This is a genomic window from Pseudomonas frederiksbergensis, from assembly GCF_003732705.1.
In the GTDB taxonomy this organism is placed as follows: Bacteria; Pseudomonadota; Gammaproteobacteria; order Pseudomonadales; family Pseudomonadaceae; genus Aquipseudomonas; species Aquipseudomonas frederiksbergensis_F.
Genome location: NZ_MOBR01000042.1, coordinates 175143 through 197176, shown reverse-complemented (window position 1 = coordinate 197176; position 22034 = coordinate 175143). Strand labels below are relative to the sequence as shown.

17 protein-coding genes are annotated in these 22034 nt (G+C 61.3%); 10 read left to right on the top strand and 7 right to left on the bottom strand.

Going from position 1 to position 22034, the window contains the following annotated elements; genetic code table 11:
- Window positions 1–112 precede the first annotated feature (112 nt).
- Window positions 113–1639 carry an AhpA/YtjB family protein gene (locus BK667_RS30100; protein ID WP_123599749.1) on the bottom strand — a complete coding sequence of 509 codons (1527 nt, stop codon included), beginning with the start codon at window positions 1637–1639 and terminating at the stop codon, window positions 113–115.
- A 135-nt stretch (window positions 1640–1774) separates the two neighbouring features.
- On the opposite strand from BK667_RS30100, the gene serB reads away from it, so the two are divergent.
- Entirely contained in the window at window positions 1775–2989 is a 1215-nt protein-coding gene (gene serB, locus BK667_RS30095; protein WP_054053330.1) for a phosphoserine phosphatase SerB, read from the top strand.
- A 113-nt stretch (window positions 2990–3102) separates the two neighbouring features.
- Here the strand turns inward: serB and BK667_RS30090 are convergent, their stop codons facing one another.
- The 4 genes from BK667_RS30090 to BK667_RS30075 all read right to left on the bottom strand — a co-directional run bounded on the left by BK667_RS30090 (window position 3103) and on the right by BK667_RS30075 (window position 8376).
- On the bottom strand, window positions 3103–4887 hold the full coding sequence (locus BK667_RS30090; protein ID WP_123599748.1) for a cyclic-di-GMP receptor FimW-related protein: 1785 nt from the start codon (window positions 4885–4887) through the stop codon (window positions 3103–3105).
- Window positions 4888–5104: 217 nt separating this feature from the next.
- Window positions 5105–5965 carry an archaetidylserine decarboxylase gene (asd, locus tag BK667_RS30085; protein WP_123599747.1) on the bottom strand — a complete coding sequence of 287 codons (861 nt, stop codon included), beginning with the start codon at window positions 5963–5965 and terminating at the stop codon, window positions 5105–5107.
- An 18-nt stretch (window positions 5966–5983) separates the two neighbouring features.
- Window positions 5984–6799, bottom strand: a complete 816-nt coding sequence (locus tag BK667_RS30080; protein WP_123510842.1) for a rhodanese-like domain-containing protein — start codon at window positions 6797–6799, stop codon at window positions 5984–5986.
- 38 nt (window positions 6800–6837) lie between these two features.
- Window positions 6838–8376: an HDOD domain-containing protein gene (locus BK667_RS30075; protein ID WP_123599746.1), complete on the bottom strand. Its 1539-nt coding sequence runs from the start codon at window positions 8374–8376 to the stop codon at window positions 6838–6840.
- Between the two features lie 166 nt (window positions 8377–8542).
- On the opposite strand from BK667_RS30075, the gene motA reads away from it, so the two are divergent.
- Window positions 8543–9394 (top strand): flagellar motor stator protein MotA, encoded by an 852-nt coding sequence (motA, locus tag BK667_RS30070; protein ID WP_123510838.1) that lies wholly within the window; start codon window positions 8543–8545, stop codon window positions 9392–9394.
- A 3-nt stretch (window positions 9395–9397) separates the two neighbouring features.
- On the top strand, window positions 9398–10447 hold the full coding sequence (motB, locus tag BK667_RS30065) for a flagellar motor protein MotB (RefSeq protein WP_123599745.1): 1050 nt from the start codon (window positions 9398–9400) through the stop codon (window positions 10445–10447).
- 1710 nt (window positions 10448–12157) lie between these two features.
- Here motB and rsgA read toward each other — a convergent pair.
- Window positions 12158–13189 carry a small ribosomal subunit biogenesis GTPase RsgA gene (gene rsgA, locus BK667_RS30060; protein ID WP_123510832.1) on the bottom strand — a complete coding sequence of 344 codons (1032 nt, stop codon included), beginning with the start codon at window positions 13187–13189 and terminating at the stop codon, window positions 12158–12160.
- 107 nt (window positions 13190–13296) lie between these two features.
- On the opposite strand from rsgA, the gene orn reads away from it, so the two are divergent.
- Window positions 13297–13839, top strand: a complete 543-nt coding sequence (orn, locus tag BK667_RS30055; RefSeq protein ID WP_123510830.1) for an oligoribonuclease — start codon at window positions 13297–13299, stop codon at window positions 13837–13839.
- 185 nt (window positions 13840–14024) lie between these two features.
- Window positions 14025–14636, top strand: a complete 612-nt coding sequence (locus tag BK667_RS30050) for a trimeric intracellular cation channel family protein (protein WP_123510828.1) — start codon at window positions 14025–14027, stop codon at window positions 14634–14636.
- Here the strand turns inward: BK667_RS30050 and queG are convergent.
- Window positions 14618–15697, bottom strand: coding sequence for a tRNA epoxyqueuosine(34) reductase QueG (gene queG / locus BK667_RS30045; RefSeq protein WP_123599744.1), 1080 nt, complete (start codon window positions 15695–15697; stop codon window positions 14618–14620). The genes BK667_RS30050 and queG overlap by 19 nt on opposite strands.
- 63 nt (window positions 15698–15760) lie before the next feature.
- Here queG and BK667_RS30040 point away from each other — a divergent pair, with 63 nt between their 5' ends.
- Genes BK667_RS30040 through miaA form a run of 5 tightly spaced genes read left to right on the top strand, consistent with a single transcriptional unit; the run spans window position 15761 to window position 22027 of the window.
- Window positions 15761–17260 (top strand): NAD(P)H-hydrate dehydratase, encoded by a 1500-nt coding sequence (locus BK667_RS30040; RefSeq protein WP_123599743.1) that lies wholly within the window; start codon window positions 15761–15763, stop codon window positions 17258–17260.
- The gene (gene tsaE / locus BK667_RS30035; protein ID WP_123510822.1) at window positions 17248–17718 is read left to right on the top strand and encodes a tRNA (adenosine(37)-N6)-threonylcarbamoyltransferase complex ATPase subunit type 1 TsaE; all 471 of its coding nucleotides are present in this window, start codon (window positions 17248–17250) and stop codon (window positions 17716–17718) included. The genes BK667_RS30040 and tsaE overlap by 13 nt, the downstream gene beginning before the upstream one ends.
- Window positions 17719–19149 carry an N-acetylmuramoyl-L-alanine amidase gene (locus BK667_RS30030; RefSeq protein WP_123510820.1) on the top strand — a complete coding sequence of 477 codons (1431 nt, stop codon included), beginning with the start codon at window positions 17719–17721 and terminating at the stop codon, window positions 19147–19149.
- The gene (gene mutL / locus BK667_RS30025) at window positions 19146–21056 is read left to right on the top strand and encodes a DNA mismatch repair endonuclease MutL (RefSeq protein ID WP_123510818.1); all 1911 of its coding nucleotides are present in this window, start codon (window positions 19146–19148) and stop codon (window positions 21054–21056) included. Before BK667_RS30030 ends, mutL begins: the two co-directional genes overlap by 4 nt.
- Complete coding sequence (gene miaA, locus BK667_RS30020) at window positions 21056–22027, top strand: tRNA (adenosine(37)-N6)-dimethylallyltransferase MiaA (protein ID WP_123599742.1); 972 nt, start codon at window positions 21056–21058, stop codon at window positions 22025–22027. The genes mutL and miaA overlap by 1 nt, the downstream gene beginning before the upstream one ends.
- The last annotated feature ends 7 nt before the right edge of the window (window positions 22028–22034 follow it).

The window sequence follows — 22034 nt, the reverse complement described above, 5'->3', positions numbered from 1 at the left end:
GCACCTTCCTGATGAGAAGTCAGAAGGTGTAAACCTTATTCAGGACGAGACACAGGCCACAAAAAAGCCCGCAGACAATCACTCATCGGCGGGCTTTTTCACAATAGGGCTTTTACGCCCGGCGTTCGTGCATCCGCGCCAGTTGCCGCTCCAGCATCGACGGATAAGGCTCCATCAGCCGCTCTACGCAGCAAGCGCCTTCAGGGCTGGCGATCGGCCGGATCCGCGCACGCTGGCGGATCAGGGCGTCGTCGCCGATCTTGCGCTCCACCAGCAGCAGGTTGCGGCTGTGTTGCGAGAGCGCCAGGGCGTCCTGAGCCGATTCGGTCAGCAACAGGTCGATCTGGCTCAAGCCGAACAACTCATCACCCAGCGTCAGGCCCAGTTGCAGTTGCAGGGTGATGCCGCTGTCGGCGACTTCAATCTGCAACTGATGGCCCAAGGCTCGCAGCAGCTCACCGCAGCAGATGGCGTTGGTCAGGTAGTCGTCGCCGCTGTCTTCGGTGTGGAACAGCATCAGCGTGCTGCCATCGTTCAGGGTGTGCAGTTCGCTCTGATACAGCGAAGCGGCCTGGTCGAGGCAGTCGCGGTAGCGCTTGAGCAGTTCCTCAAGGCGCGTGCGGGGCAGGCGACGCAGTTGATCCTGGGCACCCAGTTGCACCGCCAGCACCGCGCTGTGCTGTGGCACGTTCGAGATCACCGGTTTGGCCACCGGTTTCGGCGCAGCGTCGGCCGACTCATCGCGCAGATCGGCGAACGCGTCATCGTCATCGTCGTCATCGACCGTGCTGACAATGCGCTTTGGCGCAGGTTTCAGGCCGGCCACAGGCTTGGTTTCATCAAAACTCGGATCCCGCAGATTGCGCACTTCGAAGGCTGGATCAGCCTCTTCATCGTAATCGACATCATCGAACTCAGGTTCCGGGACGGGCTCAGGCTCGGCCGGTTCCGGGGCGAAATTGGCGTGCAGCTGACGCGCCAGGTCGCCGATCTCATCCTGACGCTCGGTGGCCGGGGTGTATTCGTCGATGTTGCGCAGCCAGACCCGCAATTGCATCAGCGGCGTGGAGATGTGCCGACCCAGGCGCAGGCTCAAGGCCAGGGACAATGCGAGCAGAATCGCACTCAAGATGCCCATGCTTTGCAGGCTGATGGTCATCGGCTGCTGGAACTGATCCATGTCCAGGCTGATGCGCAGTTGCCCGGCGGTCACGTCCTGGAAGGTGATTTTGCTCTCATACATGCCTTCGGCTTCGCCCAACAGGCTGTGCTTGGGACGCTGGCCAGACTCGGCGAGGATGCGGTTATCCACGCTGTAGATGGCGGCGTGGGCCACCAACTTGTTCTTGGTCAGGTTGTTGAGCAGCACGTTGAGGCTGAGGATGTCGTTGGACACCAACAGCTCGGTGGCCGAGGTGGCGGTCTGCGTGGTCAGGCTTTCGCCCAGCGCATCGGCCTGCTCGTGCATGGCCTGCTTGAACTGCAATCCCATCACACAGGCATAAATCACCAGGGCCAGAGCGACCAGGATCACGTTATGGCTGGCAATGCGTAATGCGATCGGTACACGGCGGTGGCGCAGTGCCCGGAAGATCAGCAGGAAGAAGTTATCGGTTTTTACTGGCGTGGGCCGGTTCACTTGAGCTCGGCTCTTTTGTCCGTGAAGTTGACGCGCAGTATAGCGACAGGCCCTAGACCGGCAAAGCGCTGACGGTGCCCGATGGTCACTGAAAGTGGGTAGAATGCGGTTTTTTTCCACCTGCGGGGGTGCGCCTTGCGCGAAATCGTCCTGATAAACATCACGGGAGTCGACCGACCGGGTCTGACTGCGGCCATTACCGGCGTTCTGGCCCAGGGTGGTGTGAACATTCTCGACATCGGTCAGGCAGTGATCCACGACACCCTGTCGTTCGGCATCCTGGTTGAAATTCCTGACACCGAGCAGGGCAAGTCAGTGCTCAAGGACATCCTGTTCAAGGGCTATGAGCTTGATCAGCAGGTGCGTTTCACCCCGGTGTCCGAAGAGGATTACCAGCAGTGGGTCGGCAACCAGGGCAAAAAACGCCACATCGTGACCCTGTTGACCCGTAAGGTGACCGCCGGGCAATTGCAGGCTGTGAGCTCGATCACCGCCAAATACGGGCTGAACATCGACCATATCGATCGTTTGTCCGGGCGTATGCCGCTGGACACCCCGGCTGACAAGGGCAAGGGCTGCATCGAGTTTTCCGTGCGTGGCGAAGCGGCTGATCCGCAGGCCCTGCGCGCCGAATTCCTCAGCGTGGCCCAGGAACTGAACGTCGACATCGCCTTCCAGGAAGATTCGCTGTTCCGTCGCAACCGTCGCCTGGCGGTGTTCGACATGGACTCGACCCTGATCGAAGCCGAAGTCATCGACGAACTGGCCAAGGCTGCGGGCGTGGGCGATCAAGTGTCTGAAATCACCGAACGGGCGATGGCCGGTGAGCTGGACTTCCGCGCCAGTTTCAAGGAACGCCTGGCCCTGCTCAAAGGCCTGGACGTCAGCGTGCTCGACTCCATCGGCGCTTCCCTGCGCCTGACCGAGGGTGCCGAAACCCTGTTTGCCGAACTCAAGCGCCTGGGCTACAAAACCGCGATCCTGTCCGGCGGCTTCACCTACTTCGCCAAGCAATTGCAGGCGAAACTGGGCATCGACTACGTATTCGCCAATGAACTGGAAGTAGTGGATGGCAAAGTCACGGGCGTGGCGGTCGAGCCGATTGTCGATGCCCAGCGCAAGGCGGATCTGCTGAAGGAACTGGCACACAAGGAAGGTTTGCGTCTGGAGCAGACCATCGCGGTCGGTGACGGCGCGAATGATTTGCCGATGCTGGCGATTGCCGGGTTGGGTGTGGCGTTCCGGGCCAAGCCGTTGGTGAAGCAGTCGGCGAAGCAGGCGATTTCGACCCTTGGGCTGGACGGAGTTCTGTATTTGTTGGGTTTCAGGGATCGTGATGGGCAGCTCTGAGTTTTGTATTGATTGAGCGGGACTCTTCGCGGGCAAGCCTCGCTCCTACAGGTACGCGGTGATTTTGTAGGAGCGAGGCTTGCCCGCGAAGGCTGCGCCGCGGTCTCACTGACTCACAACGATTTCCACAACGAATCAAAATCCTCTTCCGCCCCGACCACGCCGCTCCCCGGGTTGTTTTCGCTTTTACTGGCCTCCAGCGAGCGATACGCAAACTGGTTGAAGCTGTTGGTGCTCGACACCCGCCGATCCAGCCCGGCGCGGCGTTCCTGGCCGTTGGTGTTGATCAGCACCTTGTTGCCTTCCTGGAACGGCAGACGTGGGGCCAGCAGGGTGGCCGGCAGATCAATCGCACTGATGGCCGGCAGCAATAAACCCCGCAGATACTGACTGTGATCGTCCCGGGTGCGCACCAGTTGCAGGCCGCAAGGCTCGGCATACGGCGCGACCTGCTCGATCCCCATCTGTGTGCCGCCGCCGCGCACCTGACGAATCCAGCGCACCACCGCGATGCTCCAGCCCTGGCCGACAGCATCTTCAATCCCGACCATTTCACCGGCCTGAAGCTCGGCGGGTACGGCACCCGGCCACGCCAGGCAATAACCGCCGGGGCTGTGATTGATCACCGGCAGGGCGTAGGTCGGGAAACTCTGATTGCGGTCGGCGGCCTCGTGGCTGTCGTCGTTCTGCAAATGTGGGTATTCGATTTCTTCGTAGGGCAGCAGCGCGTCGCTGGTGCCATTGGGCGCGGCGTCGAAAGACTGGCTCCAGTTGTCTTTTGCGCCACTCGCCGGGGATGACGGTGAAAACTGCGCCAGCCGCCCCGCAGGGTTTTTCAGGATGTCGCTGAACGAGCGCTGCCCGCCCAGGTAAAAGTGCAGCGCGCTCATGCCCACGCACAGGGTCAACGTGCCGTTGCCGACGGTACGCTGGAAACTGCGCTCGGCGGCCTGACCCCACGCGGCATTCAAGTGTTGCAAGGTATCGAGGTTCAGCCCGGTCGGGACGGGCAACGTGGTGTCGGTCGGGTTGAGCAGCCGTGCCTCGATGGCAGCCACCAGCGGCTGCGGATCAATTCCCAGCAAACTCGCCTGCTGCTCGGCGCGGAACTTGGACCGATAGCGTGGCCCGACGTCGAGGTCCGGCGCCACCGCAAACAGCTCATTGCCGGGTTTGCCGGGGTGCAACTTGATCCATTTGCTCCAGGGTTCGAGCACCTCGGCGAGGCGGGCGATCTGGTTCTGACGCAGTTGATTGCAGCGTGAGGCGCCCAGGAGCAGGGCGGCCACGTAGGTCTGCTCGATGCTCAGGTCCGGCGTCTCGCTGGCCAGTTCATCGCGCACGCTGATGTTTTGCAGCCGATGCTCGCAGCCAATTCGGTACAACTGATGCAGCTCCAGCCACACCCCTTCCGGCACCGGGCAATAGAGTTGGGTGGCGCGGATCAGCGGGCCGTTCAGGCAATGGATCGCCCGTTGCAACGCCTGGGTGAGCAGCGGTGCGCGGTCCTTGCTGAAGCGTGGCGCGATGCGCAAGACGATCTGTTTGTAGCCAATCGCCAAATGGCTTTGCAGCGCCTGGCAGAGGTTGGCGATCTTGCGCGAACGCTCGTCGAGGACAATCGCCTGATGCAGGAAATGCCGCTCCAGGTGCTTGCAGACGTAATACACCTCGGGCCGCAGCAATTCGAGTAATTGCAGGCGATTATCGCTGGGGGTCAGCAGTTGGTTGAGTTCGCTCAAGCCTTGGTACAACTGGCGAGCGGTTTCGCCGATGTTGGCTTTGGGCAGGTTGGCGATCCAGCGCTTGAGGTCCCGCGGGGTGGGTTCGCAGAATGACAGGCGCAAGGCGGCAGGGATCGGTGCTCGTAGCAGCAGAGGGGGGTTGGTCTCATTCATGCCGTGGAAAAACTCCGACCGGGAAATGGGCAGTGAATGACCTGACTGTAGCAGTTATGAACGCTGGCGGTATTTCGACATGCGCGCTCCCTGTAGGAGCAAGGCTTGCCCGCGATGGCGATCTTAAGGACGCTATCGCGGGCAAGCCTTGCTCCTACAAGGGCGGTGTGGTGCATGAATCACCCGCGAAAACGCTCGCGGGGGTTGGCTCAGCAAATCAAGCGTTCGGCAAACCCAGCGCCTGGCCCATCTGTACCGGCGACGTCGCGCCCAGCCCTTCAACCCATTTCACCTGGTCCGGCCCAAACAGCACGATAGCCGTCGAACCCAGTTTGAAGCGACCCAGTTCCGCGCCTTTCTCCAGATGAATCGGCGTACGGGCCGCTTCGTCGTAACGGAAGGTTTTCAGCTCGCGTTTCGGTGGCGTGACCAGCCCGGCCCACACGGTTTCAATCGACGCCACGATCATCGCGCCCACCAGCACCACGGCCATCGGCCCGCGCTCGGTGTCGAAAATGCACGCCACACGCTCATTGCGGGCGAACAGTTCCGGGACGTTTTCGGCGGTAGTCTGGTTGACCGAGAAGATCCGGCCCGGGATGTAGACCATTTCGCGCAGGGTGCCGGCCAGCGGCATGTGTACGCGGTGGTAGTCCTTTGGCGACAGGTAGATCGTCGCGAAATCACCGCCCATGAACGGCGCGGCATTCGCGGCATCGCCACCCAGCAGTTCGAGCACGCTGAAGCTGTGGCCCTTGGCCTGGAACACGCGACCGTGTTCGATCGGGCCGAGTTGGCTGACCGCACCGTCGGCCGGGCTGAGGATCGCTCCCGGGGTTTCGTCCAGAGGACGCGCGCCGTCTTTCAAGGCGCGGGTGAAGAACGCGTTGAAGTGCTCGTAGGCAGTCAGGTCTTCGACCAGCGCCTGGGACATGTCCACCTGATAACGCTTGGCGAACCACGCAGTGAAGGCATTCTTGAACCAGCGCACACGGCATTCGGCAATGCAGCCGGCCAGTCGCGAGAGCAAGTGATGGGGCAGCAGGTATTGGCTGAGGATAAACAAACGCTTATTCATTAACTGTCCTTAAAAACCTTAAATCTCTACGGGGGTGTCGGGATGGTTGCCCCATTCGCCCCAGGAGCCGGCGTAACCTTTGACCCGCGGATAACCGAGGGACTTGGCCACTAGATAAGTGAAGCCAGAACGGTGGTGAGTCTGGCAGTGAGTGATGATTTCTTTGTCTTTGGTGATGCCGAGTTGTTCGAGAATCTTCGGCATGTCGGTACGGATGCGCAGGTGGCGCGACTGATCCATGCCGGCAGTCCATTCGAAATTAACGGCGCCGGGGATGTGTCCGGCCTTGGCCGCCAGGACTTTCTCGCCGGAGTACTCCAGCGGCCCACGGGCGTCCCAGATCGCCAGGTCGGCGGCACCGAGACGGCTTTGCAGGTATTCGCGGGTGGCAGTGGGTTCGTCGTGCAATGTCAGTGAAACCGGGCCGCCGACCGGGGCCGGGATCTGGATCGACATCGGCAAGCCTTCTGCCAGCCACGCCGGCAGACCGCCGTCGATGTAGTGGTATTTGCGGTGGCCGATGACATCCAGCAACCAGATGAATCGCCCGGCCCAACCGCCGCCTTCGTCGTCATAAACCACGTAGACCGCATCTTTGTTGTGGCCCAGCTCACCGAACAGCGCTTCAAGCGCAGCCTGCGGCGGCATCAGGCCTGGCGCCGGCGCCTGACCGAGTTGCGTGCGTTTCGGATCGACAAAGCGCGCGCCGGGCAGATGCCCTTCGGTGTAGCGGGCGCTGCTGGTCAGGTCCACCAGAATCAGTTCGCGGGCGTCGAGGCGCGGGAGCAAGTCGCTCGGCTCGATCACCAGCGGCAAGCCAGAGAAGTCAGACATGTGAGGTCTCCAGAGCACAAAGGGAGGGATTGTAGAGCCTATTGGCCTCGGGTGCTAAAGCTATGCAGGGCCTTTTCGATGCACTGCGCGGTTTTGCCGAAGGCTTGCACGGTGATTTCCGAGAACGGCCCGCCGCTCTGGTCCGCCACCACGATCATAATCACTCGGCCATTGTTGACCAGTGAGCGCAGCAACAGGTGTTCGCCGCCAAACTGCGCGCGCAAACTGGCCGGCAGCAGCGCCGAGAACTGGGCATTGTTGGCCGGCGTAATGCGCACCTGAGCCTGCTGCGAGAGCAAGCGTTGCAGCACGCTGCTTTGGCTGACCACAAAATTCAGGCCAGCGGCCTCTTTTGGCAATCCGGCCGTCTGGTGCACCCGCAGATTGGCGTGGGTGCGATCGGCCATCAGGATCATCACCCGACGCATGCCGCACGCGACCAACGCATCCCGTGCCGAGCTGGTCAGGTGCATCGCGTTGGTGAAACGACTCGGCTCCACCAGCAGTTCGGCGCATTGTTTGCGCCACTGGGTCAGGTCTTCCGTGGTCGGTGCCGGAGCCGGCAGCAAACCGGCGTGGACGCGGTTCATGCCCCACGGCCACAGCAGCGAAACCGCCGGGTGCCAGAGGTCCGGCATGGCATGTTGGCGGGCGCTGTTGGCCGCCTGTTGGTGCAACTGTTGTTGCACTTCATCCATCGAAATTTGCAGGTAAAGGCTGGTCAGGTATTGCCAGCGTTCACTGTGCGGGCAATCCCAGGCCTGTTGCGCCGACAGCGCCAGACCGTTGGCCAGCAACACCGTGTTGGCAGGCTGGTTGAGCCAGCGACGCAGGGTCGGATCGTCGTCGAGGCGGTTCTGCTGACGCAGCGGGTGCTCACTGTCCCGGGCAATGCGCAGGACTTTCACCAGCTCCCGTTGTTCGTTGAGCAGCAGTCGATAACCCTGTTGCACCCAGATCGGCAACCGCCAGACATCCACCAGTGCCAGGCAGATGTCCAGCAGGCGCACGCCGAACAACTGCTTTTCGACCTTACGCGCGGACTCGCCTTTATGGATGACCCGCAGCTCCCATTCTTCGAGCAAATGCGGATGGGTCAGCGCCATCGGCCACAGCGGCGAGAGAAATAGCAGGCTGCCCCAATGGATGTCTTGCCACAGCCGCGCCAGGCGATTGGCGAAAAAACCGTTGGCCTGTTGCGACGCGTGCTGGCTGATCAATTGCAATTGGCGCAGGGCCTTGGGGATCTCGGATTGCGGCTCGGCGGGCAGGCGCGCGAGCAATTCCTCGGTGCGTTTCAAACCGAGGCGATTGAGCGCCACATCGAGGTTTTCCGCCGGCTCCGCCATGCTGCCGTGGGTGTGGCGGTTGGCTTCGCGAATCACGCTCAAGGCCAAGGCCGGACTTTCCTGCATCAATTCGGCAATGTCGCGCAGCGAGCTGCGGTTATTGCGAATGGCTTTGCAGACACGGTCGTGACTCTCTTGCGGAACCGGCAGGCGCACGCCATCGAGAAGCTTGACCCAGCCTTCGAGAGTGGTCGGTTTTGGAGGTGGAACGTTCGTTTCGTTAGCCATGGCTGGACGGGATCATCATTGGCTGTAAACACGCCCGGCGCGGGCTAAATTGGCTTTTCGCCTGAACTGGCTATAGTCTGGCGCAGTTTTGCCGATAAGTAGAAGAAGAGATTTTTTAACTTCCGAATATGACCTTGAACCCGACTCAGTAAGTGCTCTCCTACCTATGGCTAAATTAATCGGCATCATCGTCGTATTCGCGAGCGTGCTCGGCGGATACGTGCTCTCCCATGGCAAAATCGCCGCGCTGATTCAGCCCTTCGAGGTGATGATCATCGGTGGCGCGGCCCTTGGTGCATTCCTGCAGGCCAACCCCGGTTACATGACCATGCACGTGCTCAAGAAATCCTTGGGCATGTTCAGTTCGCGTTTCACCCACACCTTCTATCTTGAAGTGCTGGGCCTGATCTACGAGATCCTCAACAAGAGCCGCCGCGAAGGCATGATGGCCATCGAAGGCGACATCGAAGATGCCGCTGCGAGCCCGATCTTCGCCAAATACCCGGCAGTCTTGAAAGACGAACGCATGACCGCGTTCATCTGCGATTACCTGCGCATCATGTCCTCCGGCAACATGGCTCCCCATGAGCTGGAAGGCCTGTTCGACATGGAACTCTACAGCCTCAAGGAAGACCTCGAGCATCCGTCCCACGCAGTGAACGGCATCGCCGACGCCATGCCGGGTTTCGGTATCGTCGCGGCGGTACTCGGTATCGTGGTGACCATGGCTTCCTTGGGCGAAGGCGACCAGAAATCCATCGGCCTGCACGTGGGTGCGGCGCTGGTCGGTACCTTCTTCGGTATTCTCGCGGCCTACGGTTTCTTCGGTCCGCTGGCGCATTCCCTGGCCCACGATGCCAAGGAAGAACTGAACGTCTATGAAGCCATCAAGGCCTCGCTGGTAGCCTCGGCTTCCGGCATGCCGCCCTCGCTGGCGGTGGAGTTCGGTCGCAAGGTTCTGTACCCGGCGCACCGTCCAAGCTTTGCCGAGCTGGAACAAGCCGTTCGCGGTCGTTAAGCCATGGAAAATAATCAGCCGATAATCATCAAGCGCGTCAAGCGCATCGCCGGCGGGCATCACGGGGGCGCCTGGAAAATCGCCTTCGCTGACTTCGCCACGGCGATGATGGCGTTCTTCCTGGTGTTGTGGCTGCTGTCCACCGCCACGCCGGAACAGAAGATCGCCATCGCCGGTTACTTCAAGGATCCGGTCGGCTTCTCCGAAAGCGGCACGCCGTACATCATCGATTTGGGCGGCACGCCGACCCTGGCGCCGGAAAATACCCTCAACCCCGAGGTGAAATCCCAGCCGCAGCCGGACAAGGTGACGGTCGATACCGAACAGGTCGAAGGCATGGCCGAACAGGTCGAGAAAGAACGCCTGGAATTGCTGCTGCAAGAATTGCAGAACAAGGTTGAAGAGAACCCGCAGCTGCAGAAGTTCAAGGATCAGATCCTGTTCGAGATCACCCCGAACGGTCTGCGCATCCAGATCATGGACGCGGACAACCGGCCGATGTTTGACTCCGGCTCAGCGCGTTTGAAACCGTACTTCGAAGACATCCTGCTGGCGATGGCCGACACCATCAAAGCGGTGCCGAACAAGATCAGCATCAGCGGCCACACCGATGCCAAGCCGTACTCGGGCACTGGTGATTTCGGTAACTGGGAATTGTCGGCCAACCGGGCCAACGCGGCTCGCCGTGCATTGGTTGCAGGTAGCTATCCGGAATCGCAAGTGGCGCGGGTGGTGGGTTATGCCTCGTCGGCGCTGTTCGATCGGGAGCATCCGTTCAACCCGGTCAATCGCCGGATCGACATCGTTGTGCTGACCAAGAAGGCTCAAGCGGCTATCGAAGGGGCGCAAGGGGCTGATCCAACGACGACACCGGGGCAGGGCGCGCCGGGTGAAGCGCCGAATGCACCAGCGACGCCGGTTGATCCGAATGCGTTGCCGGCTGACAAGCAACCGGTGCCGGCCCATGAGCTTCGGGAGCGGTTGAATCTGTTCGAGGACGCGGCGCCGAAGCCGGGTGAACCGGCCAAACCGGTAGAACCGCCCAAGCAGTGAGCCATGACGATTAAGCCGACAGAGATGTCGGCTTTTTTGTGCTCATTCATTTTCAGCGTGGGCACGATCCCTGTGGGAGCGGGCTTGCTCGCGAAGGCGGTTTGGTAGCCAACCCATCTTTTGCAGATATACATCGACCAATTGTAGGAGCGAGGCTTGCCCGCGAAGACGGCCTGATAGCCGCCCCATCTTTTGCAGATGTACATCGATCAACTGTGGGAGCGAGCCTGCTCGCGAAAGCTTTGTGTCAGGCGTCGGGGGATTTGGGGCTGTGTGCAGATCCATTCCTGCGGTAACGGCCGCCTAGGGTTTCGCTCTTACAGCGAGTCACTTTGGAAAAGCCCCAAAGTAACCAAAGCGCTTTTGCCCCTGTCGTTCGGTGCCTCGCCCAGGCTCGGCATGCCCTCGCTCCGGTCCTGCTCCGTGGGCCCGCCGCCATCGGCCATCCATGGCCGGGGGCGGCTAACCCGGCATCCATGCCGGGTCGCCCACTGCGCAGAACCTCCACTCGGCCTCTCGAGGGGGCGCACACCGCAACAGCGCCGCGAGGCGGCCTGATAGCCGACCTGACTCGGGCGCGTGCGTTCTCCTGATCCATTTTCAGCGTGGGCACAATCCCTGTAGGAGCGAGGCTTGCCCGCGAACACGGCCTGATAGCCTCCCCATCTTTTGCAGATGTACACCTATCAAATTGTGGGAGCGAGCCTGCTCGCGAAAGCTTTGTGTCAGGCGCCGGGGGATTTGGGGCTGTGTGCAGATCCATTCCTGCGGTAACGGCCGCCTAGGGTTTCGCTCTTACAGCGAGTCACTTTGGAAAAGCCCCAAAGTAACCAAAACGCTTTTGCCCCTGTCGTTCGGTGCCTCGCCCAGGCTCGGCATGCCCTCGCTCCGGTCCTGCTCCGTGGGCCCGCCGCCATCGGCCATCCATGGCCGGGGGCGGCTAACCCGGCATCCATGCCGGGTTGCCCACTGCGCAGAACCTCCACTCGGCCTCTCGAGGGGGGCGCACACCGCAACAGCGCCGCGAGGCGGCCTGATAGCCGACCTGACTCGGGCGCGTGCGTTCTCCTGATCCATTTTCAGCGTGGGCACAATCCCTGTAGGAGCGAGGCTTGCCCGCGAAGACGGCCTGATAGCCGCCCCATCTTTTGCAGATGTACATCGATCAACTGTGGGAGCGAGCCTGCTCGCGAAAGCTTTGTGTCAGGCGCTGGGGATCGTGAGGGTGGTGTACATATCCATTCCTGCGGTCACGGCCGCCTAGGGTTTCGCTCTTACAGCGAGTCACTTTGGAAAAGCCCCAAAGTAACCAAAGCGCTTTTGCCCCTGTCGTTCGGCGCCTCGCCCAGGCTCGGCATGCCCTCGCTCCGGTCCTGCTCCGTGGACCCGCCGCCATCGGCCATCCATGGCCGGGGGCGGCTAACCCGGCATCCATGCCGGGTTGCCCACTGCGCAGAACCTCCACTCGGCCTCTGGAGGGGGCGCACACCGCAACAGCACCGCGAGGCGGCCTGATAGCCGACCTGGTTGTCGGGTGGGTCGCGTTTTCCTGAAACCAAAAAAAGCCGCGAGATGAACGCGGCTTTCTTGTGTGACACTTAACCCCTGTGGGAGCGGGCTTGCTCGCGAAAGCGGTATGTCAGTCAACAGTGATGTTGAAGCTGATGGCCCCTTCGCGAGCAAGCCCGCTCCCACAGGTTTTGTGGCGGTCTAGTAACTAGTCTCCGGCAAACTCGCAATAATCGACCGATAACTATTCATCCGCTGCTGCTGCACGCGCCCATCTTCCAACGCCTTGAGCAACGCACACCCCGGTTCACGATCATGCTTGCAGTCACGGAAGCGGCAAGTACCGATCAGATCATTGAACTCGATGAAGCCAGCTTCAACGTCAGCACGGCTGACGTGGCCGAGGCCGAATTCGCGAATACCCGGGGAGTCGATCAGTTCACCGCCGCCAGGGAAGTGGAACAACCGCGCAGTCGTCGTGGTGTGGGTGCCCTGGCCGGACAGTTCGGACAACGGACCAACGCGGGTTTCGACTTCCGGCAGCAGGCTGTTGACCAACGAAGATTTGCCGACGCCGGACTGGCCGACGAACACGCTGATGCGTCCGTCCAGTTGCTCCTGCAATTGCTCCATGCCGTTGCCATGGTGAGCCGACACTTCCAGCACCGGGTAACCGAGCGTGCGGTACACCGCCAGCAGGGCATTCAGCGCCGGGGCGTTCTGTTCGTCGATCAGGTCGAATTTGTTGAGCAGCAGCAGCGGACGAATCCCGGCGTGCTCAGCAGCGACCAGATAACGATCGATCAGGTTGGCGTGGGGCTCGGGCAGCGGGGCGAAAACGATGACGATCATGTCGACGTTGGCCGCTACGGGCTTGAGCTGGCCACGGCTGTCCGGGCGGCAGAGTTCGGTTTTACGCGGCAGTTGCGCCACGATCACGCCGATACCCTGGTTGCCGGCACGCCAGACGACCTGATCGCCGGTCACCAGCGCCGGCAGGTTCGCGCGCAAGTGACAACGGAACACCTGGCCGGCCAGATCGCCATCAAGGGCTTCGACTTCGACCTGCACACCGAAGTGCGCGATCACCAGGCCCGTCTGTTCCGGACCCAGGTCGCCGCCCTCAAGTGCCTCGACAGCCGAGGACTCGCGTTTGGCGGCGCGGGCAGCGCGTTCGCCCTGAATCTTTTCGATGCGCCAGTTTTGACGACGATTGAGTTGGCGTTTGGCCATGGGTGTTCCGTATCAAGAATGCAGCGATTAGGTAAAACGGCCGCGAGTTTAGCACGCCCGGCCACTTGCCTAGGCTAAACTGCGCAGCATTGCCTAGGAGCCGACACATGCAAAACCCGCAGAATCTGATCTGGATCGACCTGGAAATGACCGGTCTGAACCCTGATACCGACGTCATCATCGAGATGGCGACCATCGTCACCGACAGTGATCTGAACACTTTGGCCGAAGGCCCGGTGATCGCGATCCATCACAGCGACGCGATCCTGGCCGGCATGGACGAGTGGAACACCCGTCAACACGGCGGTTCGGGCCTGACCCAGCGGGTTCGCGACAGCCGTATCAGCATGGCCGAAGCCGAAGCCGAGACCATCGCCTTCCTGGAAAAGTGGGTGCCTAAGGGCAAGTCGCCGATCTGTGGCAACAGCATCTGCCAGGACCGTCGCTTCCTTTATACGCACATGAAAGCGTTGGAAAGCTACTTCCACTACCGCAACCTCGACGTGTCGACGCTTAAAGAACTGGCCGCACGCTGGGCGCCGGACGTGCGTGACAGCTTCCAGAAGGGCAGCACGCATCTGGCGCTGGACGATATTCGCGAGTCGATTGCTGAGTTGCAGCACTACCGCAAGCATTTCATCAAGTTCTGATCCTGCGGTGCCTCTTCCGGCGCCTTCGCGGGCAAGCCTTGCTCCTACAGGTACGGGGTCGCTCTGCTTTTGTAGGAGCGAGGCTTGCCCGCGAAGCAGACGACTCGGTCTTCCTGTGTGATCGCCCTCTTTTGGTGCCGCGACTAAATGGCTAGACTGCGCGCCTTCCTGCCAGGACCGCCGCCATGTTGCTGATGCTCTACCTGATCGCCATCACCGCCGAAGCCATGACCGGTGCCTTGTCTGCCGGCCGTCGGGGCATGGACTGGTTCGGCGTGGTGCTGATCGCCTGCGTCACGGCGCTCGGCGGCGGCTCGGTGCGCGACGTGCTGCTCGGCCACTACCCGCTGACCTGGGTCAAACACCCGGAATACCTGATCCTGACCTCGGTCGCGGCCATGTTCACGGTGTTCACCGCCCGCTGGATGCGTCACTTGCGCTCGCTGTTCCTGGTGCTCGACGCCGTGGGCCTGGTGGCGTTCACCCTGATCGGCTGCATGACTGCGTTGGAAATGGGCCACGGCATGTTGGTCGCCTCGGTCAGCGGCGTGATCACCGGGGTTTTCGGCGGCATTCTGCGGGACATCTTCTGCAACGATATCCCGCTGATCTTCCGCCGCGAGCTCTACGCCAGCGTTTCGTTTGCGGCGGCGTGGTGCTACATGCTCTGCATCTATCTGCAATTGCCGGGTGAGCAGGCGATCTTGATCACCTTGTTTGGCGGGTTTTTGCTGCGGTTGCTGGCGATCCGGTTTCATTGGGAAATGCCGAAGTTCGTCTACAACGACGAAGCCTGACGCTCGGCGTGTTGTTTCAGTGCCCACTCAACGTGTTCACGCACCAACTCCGACGGATATTCCCTGCGCGCCTTCAACGCCTCCAACACCGGAATACTCGACGGCGCATTCCCCAACCCCACCGCCAGATTGCGCAACCAACGCTCATACCCCGCCCGGCGTAACGGCGAACCTTCAGTGCTGCTGAGAAACTTATCCTCGTCCCACATAAACAACTCAGCCAACTCAGCATTGTCCAGATTGTGCCGAGGCTTGAAGTCGCTTTCCCCGGACGGACGGGCGAAGCGGTTCCATGGGCAGACGATCTGGCAATCATCGCAGCCAAACACCCGATTGCCGATCAACGGTCGCAAGTCTTCCGGGATCGCGGTTTTCAGCTCGATGGTCAGGTAGGAAATGCAGCGCCGGGCATCCAGCACATACGGGCCGACGAAGGCGTTGGTCGGGCAGATGTCCAGGCACGCGGTGCAGCGGCCGCAATGTTCGGTGGAATGAGGCGGGTCTTCCGGCAGCGGTAGATCAACAAACAGTTCACTGAGGAAGAAGTAACTGCCGGCCTTGCGATTCAAGACCAGGGTGTTTTTGCCGATCCATCCCAGGCCGGCCTTCTCGGCGATGGCTTTTTCCAGCACCGGGGCGCTGTCGACAAAAGCGCGGAAACCGAAGGGGCCGATCTCGGCCTGAATTTTATCGGCCAGTTGTTGCACGCGTTTACGGATCAATTTGTGGTAATCGCGGCCCAAGGCATAACGGGACACGTAGGCTTTTTCCGGTTGGGCGAGTAATTGCGCCATTTGCGTGTCGCCGGGCAGGTAGTCCATACGCAGCGACACTACACGCAAAGTGCCGGGCACCAGTTCTTCCGGGTGCGAGCGTTTGCTGCCATGGGCGCCCATGTAATCCATTTCGCCGTGATAGCCGGCGGCGAGCCAGCGCTCCAGATGCTGCTCATGCTCGGCGAGGTCCAGGCCGCTGATGCCGACTTGCTGAAAGCCCAGCTCGCGGCCCCAGTCCTTGATGGATTGGGCGAGGGCGGGCATGTCTGTAGTAATAGCGGGCATGAGACGAGAGAAACCGGAGCTGAGGTGCGTATAATTCTGCCAGACATCGGAGCCCGAAGACGCATGCCGCACACTAAAGATGATTTACCCGACGCGCTGTACAGCGCCGCGCAAGTGCGAGGGCTCGATGCGAGCCTGATCGCGGCCGGCACACCGGGCTTCGAATTGATGCAGCGAGCGGCGCGGGCGACCTGGCGGGCACTGGTCCGACAGTGGCCGACCGCTAACGAATTGACGGTGCTGGCCGGTCACGGTAACAACGCCGGTGATGGTTATCTGGTGGCGGCGCTGGCCCAGCGTGCCGGGTGGCAAGTGCGGGTGCTGGCGGTCGGTGAGCCCTCGCGTTTGCAGGGTGATGCGGCGTTGGCTCATACCGATGCCGTGTCCGAAAAAGTCTCGATTGAAACCTGGGCTGAACATAGCGAATTGCGCGGCATCGTTTTGGATGCCTTGCTCGGCACCGGTCTGGCGGGGGAGGTGCGTGAGCCTTACGCCAGCGCCATCGCCGCGATCAATGCCAGTGGCTTGCCGGTGGCGGCGGTGGATATCCCTTCGGGGCTGTGCGCCGATACCGGTCGTCTGCTCGGCGTGGCGGTTCGGGCGGATCTCACCGTGACGTTCATCGGTTTGAAGTTGGGGCTGTTCACCGGTGATGCGGCGGATGTGGTTGGTGAACTGGTCTTCAACGATCTGCACGCCGATCCGCAAATACTTGAGAACGCCCCAATCAGCGCCCGTCGCCTAGGCGCCGGTTACCTGCCGCGACTGGCCCCTCGTCCTCCAACCTCCCATAAAGGCAAATTCGGCCATGTGCTGCTGATCGGCGGTGATCGCGGTTTTGGTGGCGCGATCCTGCTGAGTGCGCAAAGTGCGCTGCGCAGTGGTGCGGGCATGGTGTCCGTGGCTACGCGCAGCGAACATGTGCCCGCCGCGCTGGCGAGAATCCCGGAGGCGATGGTGCTTGGCACTTCGTCGGCCAATCAGCTAATGGGTTTGCTGGAAAAAGTCTCTGTGTTGGTGGTCGGGCCAGGGCTCGGTCAGGCTGGTTGGGGGCGTAGTCTGCTGTCCGCTGCGGCCAACGCACCATTGCCGCAAGTCTGGGATGCCGATGCGTTGAACATGCTGGCCGACGAGCAAGTGAAACTGCCCGCCGATTGCATCATCACTCCGCATCCGGGCGAAGCTGCGCGGTTGCTTGGGATGACGACCGCTGAAGTGCAGGCCGATCGTCCCGCCGCCGCTCACGCATTGAGCAAAAAATACACAGCAGTAGTGATTCTGAAAGGCGCTGGCAGTCTGATAGCCGGCCCCGATGGGCGTCTGGCAGTGTGTCATCAGGGCCATCCGGCCATGGCCACTGCCGGTCTGGGCGATGTGCTGGCCGGTCTGGTCGGCGCCTTGTTGGCCCAGGGCATGGCGGCGTTCGACGCTGCCTGTCTGGCAGTCTGGCTACACGCCAATGCCGGCGCGCAACAAGGTAAATCGGGCCGTGGGCTGGCGGCCAGTGATCTGATTCCAGCCATTCGTCAGTTGTTGGAGGAGCAAGCACCGTGTCTGAAGTAACCCTGTACCTGGCTGATGAAGAGGCGATGACCGCATTCGGTGCTCGCATTGCGCAAACCACCCAAGGGCACGGTCTGATTTTTCTCGAGGGGGATCTGGGCGCGGGGAAAACCACGTTGTCCCGGGGCATCATCCGTGGCCTGGGGCATGTGGGCTCGGTAAAAAGTCCGACCTTCACCCTGGTCGAGCCCTACGAGATCGGCGACATCCGCGCCTTCCATTTCGACCTGTATCGACTGGTCGATCCGGAGGAGCTGGAGTACCTCGGCATCCGCGATTACTTCGACGACGATGCCATGTGTCTGATCGAATGGCCCCAGAAGGGTGCAGGCTTTTTGCCAAAGCCCGACCTGACCATTACCATTAGCCCGCAAGACAGCGGGCGTTCGCTGAAAATTTTGTCCCAAGGCTCGCGTGGCGAGTCCTGGTGTGCCGCTTTGGCATTGGAAACCAATTAAATGATGGGGTCAGGTATGCGCTTTCGCGCGATGGTAGCTGCCGTAGGATTGTTGTTTTTGGCGGTGACCGTCGACGCTGTGGCCGAATCGAAGGTCAACAGCGTTCGCCTGTGGCGAGCTCCGGATAACACACGACTGGTGTTCGACCTCACGGGGCCGGTGCAGCACAGCGTTTTCACCCTGACCTCCCCGGATCGGCTGGTCATCGACATCAATGGTGCGACCCTCGGTGCGCCGCTCAACGTCAACACGTCCAACACCCCGATTACCGCCATGCGGTCGGCCCAGCGTACGCCGACCGACCTGCGGGTGGTCATCGACCTGAAAAAAGCCGTCACGCCGAAAAGTTTCACCCTGGCGCCGAATGCCCAATACGGCAATCGCCTGGTGGTCGACCTGTTCGATAGCGCCGAAGCCGCCGCCCCAATTCCACCACCGCCGACCAATGTCGCGACTGTGGCCCCGGTGCCGGTCACCCCAATCGACCCTCCAGTGAAATTGCCTCCGGCTCCGGCCGGCAAGCGCGACATCGTTGTGGTGATCGATGCCGGCCACGGTGGCGAAGATCCGGGTGCTTCGGGCTCGCGCGGTCAGCATGAGAAAGACGTGGTCCTGGCCATTGCTCGTGAATTGCAGCGCCAGGTCAACGGCATGAAAGGCTTCCGCGCCGAACTGACCCGCACTGGCGACTACTTCATTCCGCTGCGTGGCCGTACTGAAATCGCCCGCAAGAAAGGCGCCGACCTGTTCGTCTCGATCCACGCCGACGCCGCGCCGTCAGCGGCTGCTTTCGGTGCGTCGGTGTTCGCCCTGTCTGATCGCGGCGCCACGTCGGAGACTGCCCGTTGGCTGGCCGACAGCGAAAACCGTTCCGACTTGATCGGCGGCGCCGGCAGCGTCAGCCTCGACGACAAGGATCGGATGCTGGCCGGCGTGCTGCTCGACCTGTCGATGACCGCCTCCCTGACGTCCAGTCTGAACGTTGGCCAAAAGGTCTTGAGCAACATCAGCCGCGTCACGCCGTTGCACAAACAGCGCGTTGAGCAGGCTGGGTTCATGGTGCTCAAATCGCCGGATATTCCATCGATCCTGGTGGAAACAGGCTTTATCTCCAATGCCAATGAAGCGAACAAGTTGTCCGGGGCGAGCCACCAGCAGGCCCTCGCGCGTTCGATCAGCGCCGGTGTTCGCCAGTTCTTCCAGCAGAATCCGCCACCGGGCACGTACATCGCCTGGCTGCGTGATTCCGGGAAGATTGCCCAAGGGCCGCGTGACCATCGTGTGAGTCCGGGCGAGACCCTGGCGATGATTGCCGTGCGTTACCAAGTGTCCCCGGCGACCCTGCGCAGCGCCAATAACCTGAAAAGCGATGAGCTGAAAATCGGTCAGACATTGACCATTCCCGGCACTGAACTGGCGGCCAAAGAATGAATCAGGCGCTGACCAATACCGCTCGTATCGAGCTACTCAGCCCGCGACTGGCGAACCAGATTGCCGCCGGTGAGGTGGTCGAGCGCCCGGCCTCGGTGATCAAGGAGTTGCTGGAAAACAGCCTCGACTCCGGCGCCCGGCGGATTGATGTTGACGTGGAGCAGGGCGGCGTCAAGCTGCTGCGGGTGCGCGACGATGGCAGCGGCATTTCCGCCGATGACCTGCCGCTGGCCCTGGCGCGACACGCCACCAGCAAGATTCGTAACCTTGAAGATCTTGAGCAGGTAATGAGCCTCGGGTTTCGCGGTGAGGCTCTGGCGTCGATCAGTTCCGTGGCGCGCTTGACCCTGACATCTCGCACCAAAGATGCCGATCAGGCCTGGCAAGTCGAAACCGAAGGCCGGGACATGGCGCCTCGCGTACAACCGGCGGCTCATCCGGTCGGTACTTCGGTGGAAGTGCGCGACCTGTTTTTCAACACCCCGGCCCGACGCAAGTTTCTCAAGACCGAAAAAACCGAATTCGATCACCTGCAAGAAGTGATCAAGCGCCTGGCCTTGGCGCGATTCGATGTGGCGTTCCATTTGCGCCACAACGGCAAGACCATCCTCAGCCTGCACGAAGCCCATGACGACGCGGCCCGCGCCCGGCGTGTGGCGGCGATCTGCGGTTCGGGGTTCCTGGAGCAGGCGCTGCCGATCGAAATCGAGCGCAATGGCCTGCATTTGTGGGGCTGGGTTGGCTTGCCGACCTTCAACCGCAGCCAAGCGGATTTGCAGTATTTCTTTGTGAATGGCCGTGCGGTACGCGACAAACTGGTGGCCCACGCGGTGCGCCAGGCCTATCGCGACGTGCTGTTCAACGGTCGGCACCCGACCTTCGTGCTGTTTTTCGAAGTCGATCCGGCGGGCGTTGACGTCAACGTGCACCCGACCAAGCACGAAGTGCGTTTCCGTGACGGGCGCATGGTTCACGATTTCCTCTACGGCACCTTGCACCGCGCCTTGGGCGATGTGCGGCCGGAAGATCATTTGGCGGCGCCAGTGGCGACGGCCATTGTTCGACCTACCGGCATTGACGCCGGTGAATTCGGTCCGCAGGGCGAAATGCGCCTGGCGGCGAATGCGTTGCTGGAGCAGCCTCAGGCGCAACCGTCCTTTAATACAGCGGCGGGCTCGGGCGCTGGCGCCGGTTATCAATATCAGTACACGCCAAAGCCTCAGTCCGGCGTACCGGTGGCGGAGGCTCAAGCGGCGTACCGCGAGTTTTTCGCGCCATTGCCCGAGGCTAACGCGGTCGCGTTGCCGGCCGGGCAGGACGATATTCCGCCATTGGGTTACGCGCTGGCGCAGCTCAAAGGCATTTATATCCTGTCGGAAAACGCCCAAGGCCTGGTGCTGGTGGACATGCACGCCGCCCACGAACGGATCATGTACGAACGCCTGAAAGTCGCCATGGCCAGCGAAGGCCTGAGCGGCCAGCCGCTGCTGGTGCCGGAATCCCTGGCCGTGAGCCAGCGCGAAGCCGATTGCGCCGAAGAGAACGTCGCGTGGTTCCAGCGTCTTGGCTTTGAATTGCAACGCCTGGGCCCGGAAACCCTGGCGATCCGCCAGATTCCGGCGCTGCTCAAGCAGGCAGAAGCCAATCGCCTGGTCAGCGATGTTCTGGCGGACCTGATGGAATATGGCACCAGCGACCGGATCCAGGCGCACCTCAACGAACTGCTTGGCACCATGGCCTGCCACGGCGCGATCCGGGCCAATCGACGCCTGGCGATACCCGAAATGAACGGCCTGCTGCGGGACATGGAAAACACCGAACGCAGCGGTCAATGCAATCATGGCCGACCGACCTGGACCCAATTGGGCCTGGACGATCTGGACAAACTGTTCTTGCGCGGTCGTTGATGAGCCAGCTCCCTCCAGCGATTTTCCTGATGGGCCCGACCGCTGCGGGCAAGACCGACCTGGCTATCGAGCTGACCAAAGTCTTGCCGTGCGAGTTGATCAGTGTCGATTCGGCGCTGGTCTACCGCGGGATGGACATCGGCACAGCCAAGCCATCGAAAGAGATCCTGGCCGAATTTCCGCACCGCTTGATCGATATTCTCGACCCGGCCGAGAGCTATTCGGCGGCGGATTTCCGTCGTGATGCGCTTGAGGCGATGGCCGAGATCACTGCTCGGGGAAAAATTCCGCTGCTTGTAGGCGGCACGATGCTCTACTACAAGGCTTTGGTCGAAGGGCTGGCGGAAATGCCGGCGGCGGATCCCGAGGTTCGTGCACAGATTGAGGAAGAAGCTGAACGCCTTGGCTGGCAAGCCCTGCACGACCAATTGGCGATAATTGATCCGGTGTCGGCGGCGCGAATTCACCCGAACGATCCCCAGCGGCTCAGTCGAGCGCTGGAAGTTTATCGTGTGAGCGGTCAGAGCATGACCGAGCTGCGGCTCAGACAATCTGCGCAAAGTACTGAAGCAGCCGCTTCGGGACTGCAACAATTGCCCTATACTGTCGCGAACTTGGCCATTGCACCGGCAAATCGCCAGGTGCTGCATGAGCGCATTAAACAAAGATTCACAATTATGTTGGAACAGGGATTCATCGACGAGGTCGTAGCCCTGCGTACGAGAAGTGATCTGCATTCAGGGTTGCCGTCTATACGCGCTGTAGGGTACCGACAAGTCTGGGATTACCTGGATGGCAAGCTGACGCAAGCCGAGATGCAGGAGCGTGGAATCATAGCCACGCGCCAATTGGCAAAGCGCCAGTTCACCTGGCTACGCAGTTGGGCTGATTTGCACTGGCTGGACAGCCTCGATTGCGACAATCTGCCGCGCGCCTTGAAATACCTCGGGACCATCTCCATATTGAGCTGAGTCCTTG

What these genes read in the sequence shown, in the direction of transcription:
- BK667_RS30090 (WP_123599748.1), bottom strand. Translation starts at nt 4,887, where the DNA reads ATGAATGAGACCAACCCCCCTCTGCTGCTACGAGCACCGATCCCTGCC.
- asd (WP_123599747.1), bottom strand. Translation starts at nt 5,965, where the DNA reads ATGAATAAGCGTTTGTTTATCCTCAGCCAATACCTGCTGCCCCATCAC.
- BK667_RS30080 (WP_123510842.1), bottom strand. Translation starts at nt 6,799, where the DNA reads ATGTCTGACTTCTCTGGCTTGCCGCTGGTGATCGAGCCGAGCGACTTG.
- BK667_RS30075 (WP_123599746.1), bottom strand. Translation starts at nt 8,376, where the DNA reads ATGGCTAACGAAACGAACGTTCCACCTCCAAAACCGACCACTCTCGAA.
- motA (WP_123510838.1), top strand. Translation starts at nt 8,543, where the DNA reads ATGGCTAAATTAATCGGCATCATCGTCGTATTCGCGAGCGTGCTCGGC.
- motB (WP_123599745.1), top strand. Translation starts at nt 9,398, where the DNA reads ATGGAAAATAATCAGCCGATAATCATCAAGCGCGTCAAGCGCATCGCC.
- rsgA (WP_123510832.1), bottom strand. Translation starts at nt 13,189, where the DNA reads ATGGCCAAACGCCAACTCAATCGTCGTCAAAACTGGCGCATCGAAAAG.
- orn (WP_123510830.1), top strand. Translation starts at nt 13,297, where the DNA reads ATGCAAAACCCGCAGAATCTGATCTGGATCGACCTGGAAATGACCGGT.
- BK667_RS30050 (WP_123510828.1), top strand. Translation starts at nt 14,025, where the DNA reads ATGTTGCTGATGCTCTACCTGATCGCCATCACCGCCGAAGCCATGACC.
- queG (WP_123599744.1), bottom strand. Translation starts at nt 15,697, where the DNA reads ATGCCCGCTATTACTACAGACATGCCCGCCCTCGCCCAATCCATCAAG.
- BK667_RS30040 (WP_123599743.1), top strand. Translation starts at nt 15,761, where the DNA reads ATGCCGCACACTAAAGATGATTTACCCGACGCGCTGTACAGCGCCGCG.
- BK667_RS30030 (WP_123510820.1), top strand. Translation starts at nt 17,719, where the DNA reads ATGATGGGGTCAGGTATGCGCTTTCGCGCGATGGTAGCTGCCGTAGGA.
- mutL (WP_123510818.1), top strand. Translation starts at nt 19,146, where the DNA reads ATGAATCAGGCGCTGACCAATACCGCTCGTATCGAGCTACTCAGCCCG.
- miaA (WP_123599742.1), top strand. Translation starts at nt 21,056, where the DNA reads ATGAGCCAGCTCCCTCCAGCGATTTTCCTGATGGGCCCGACCGCTGCG.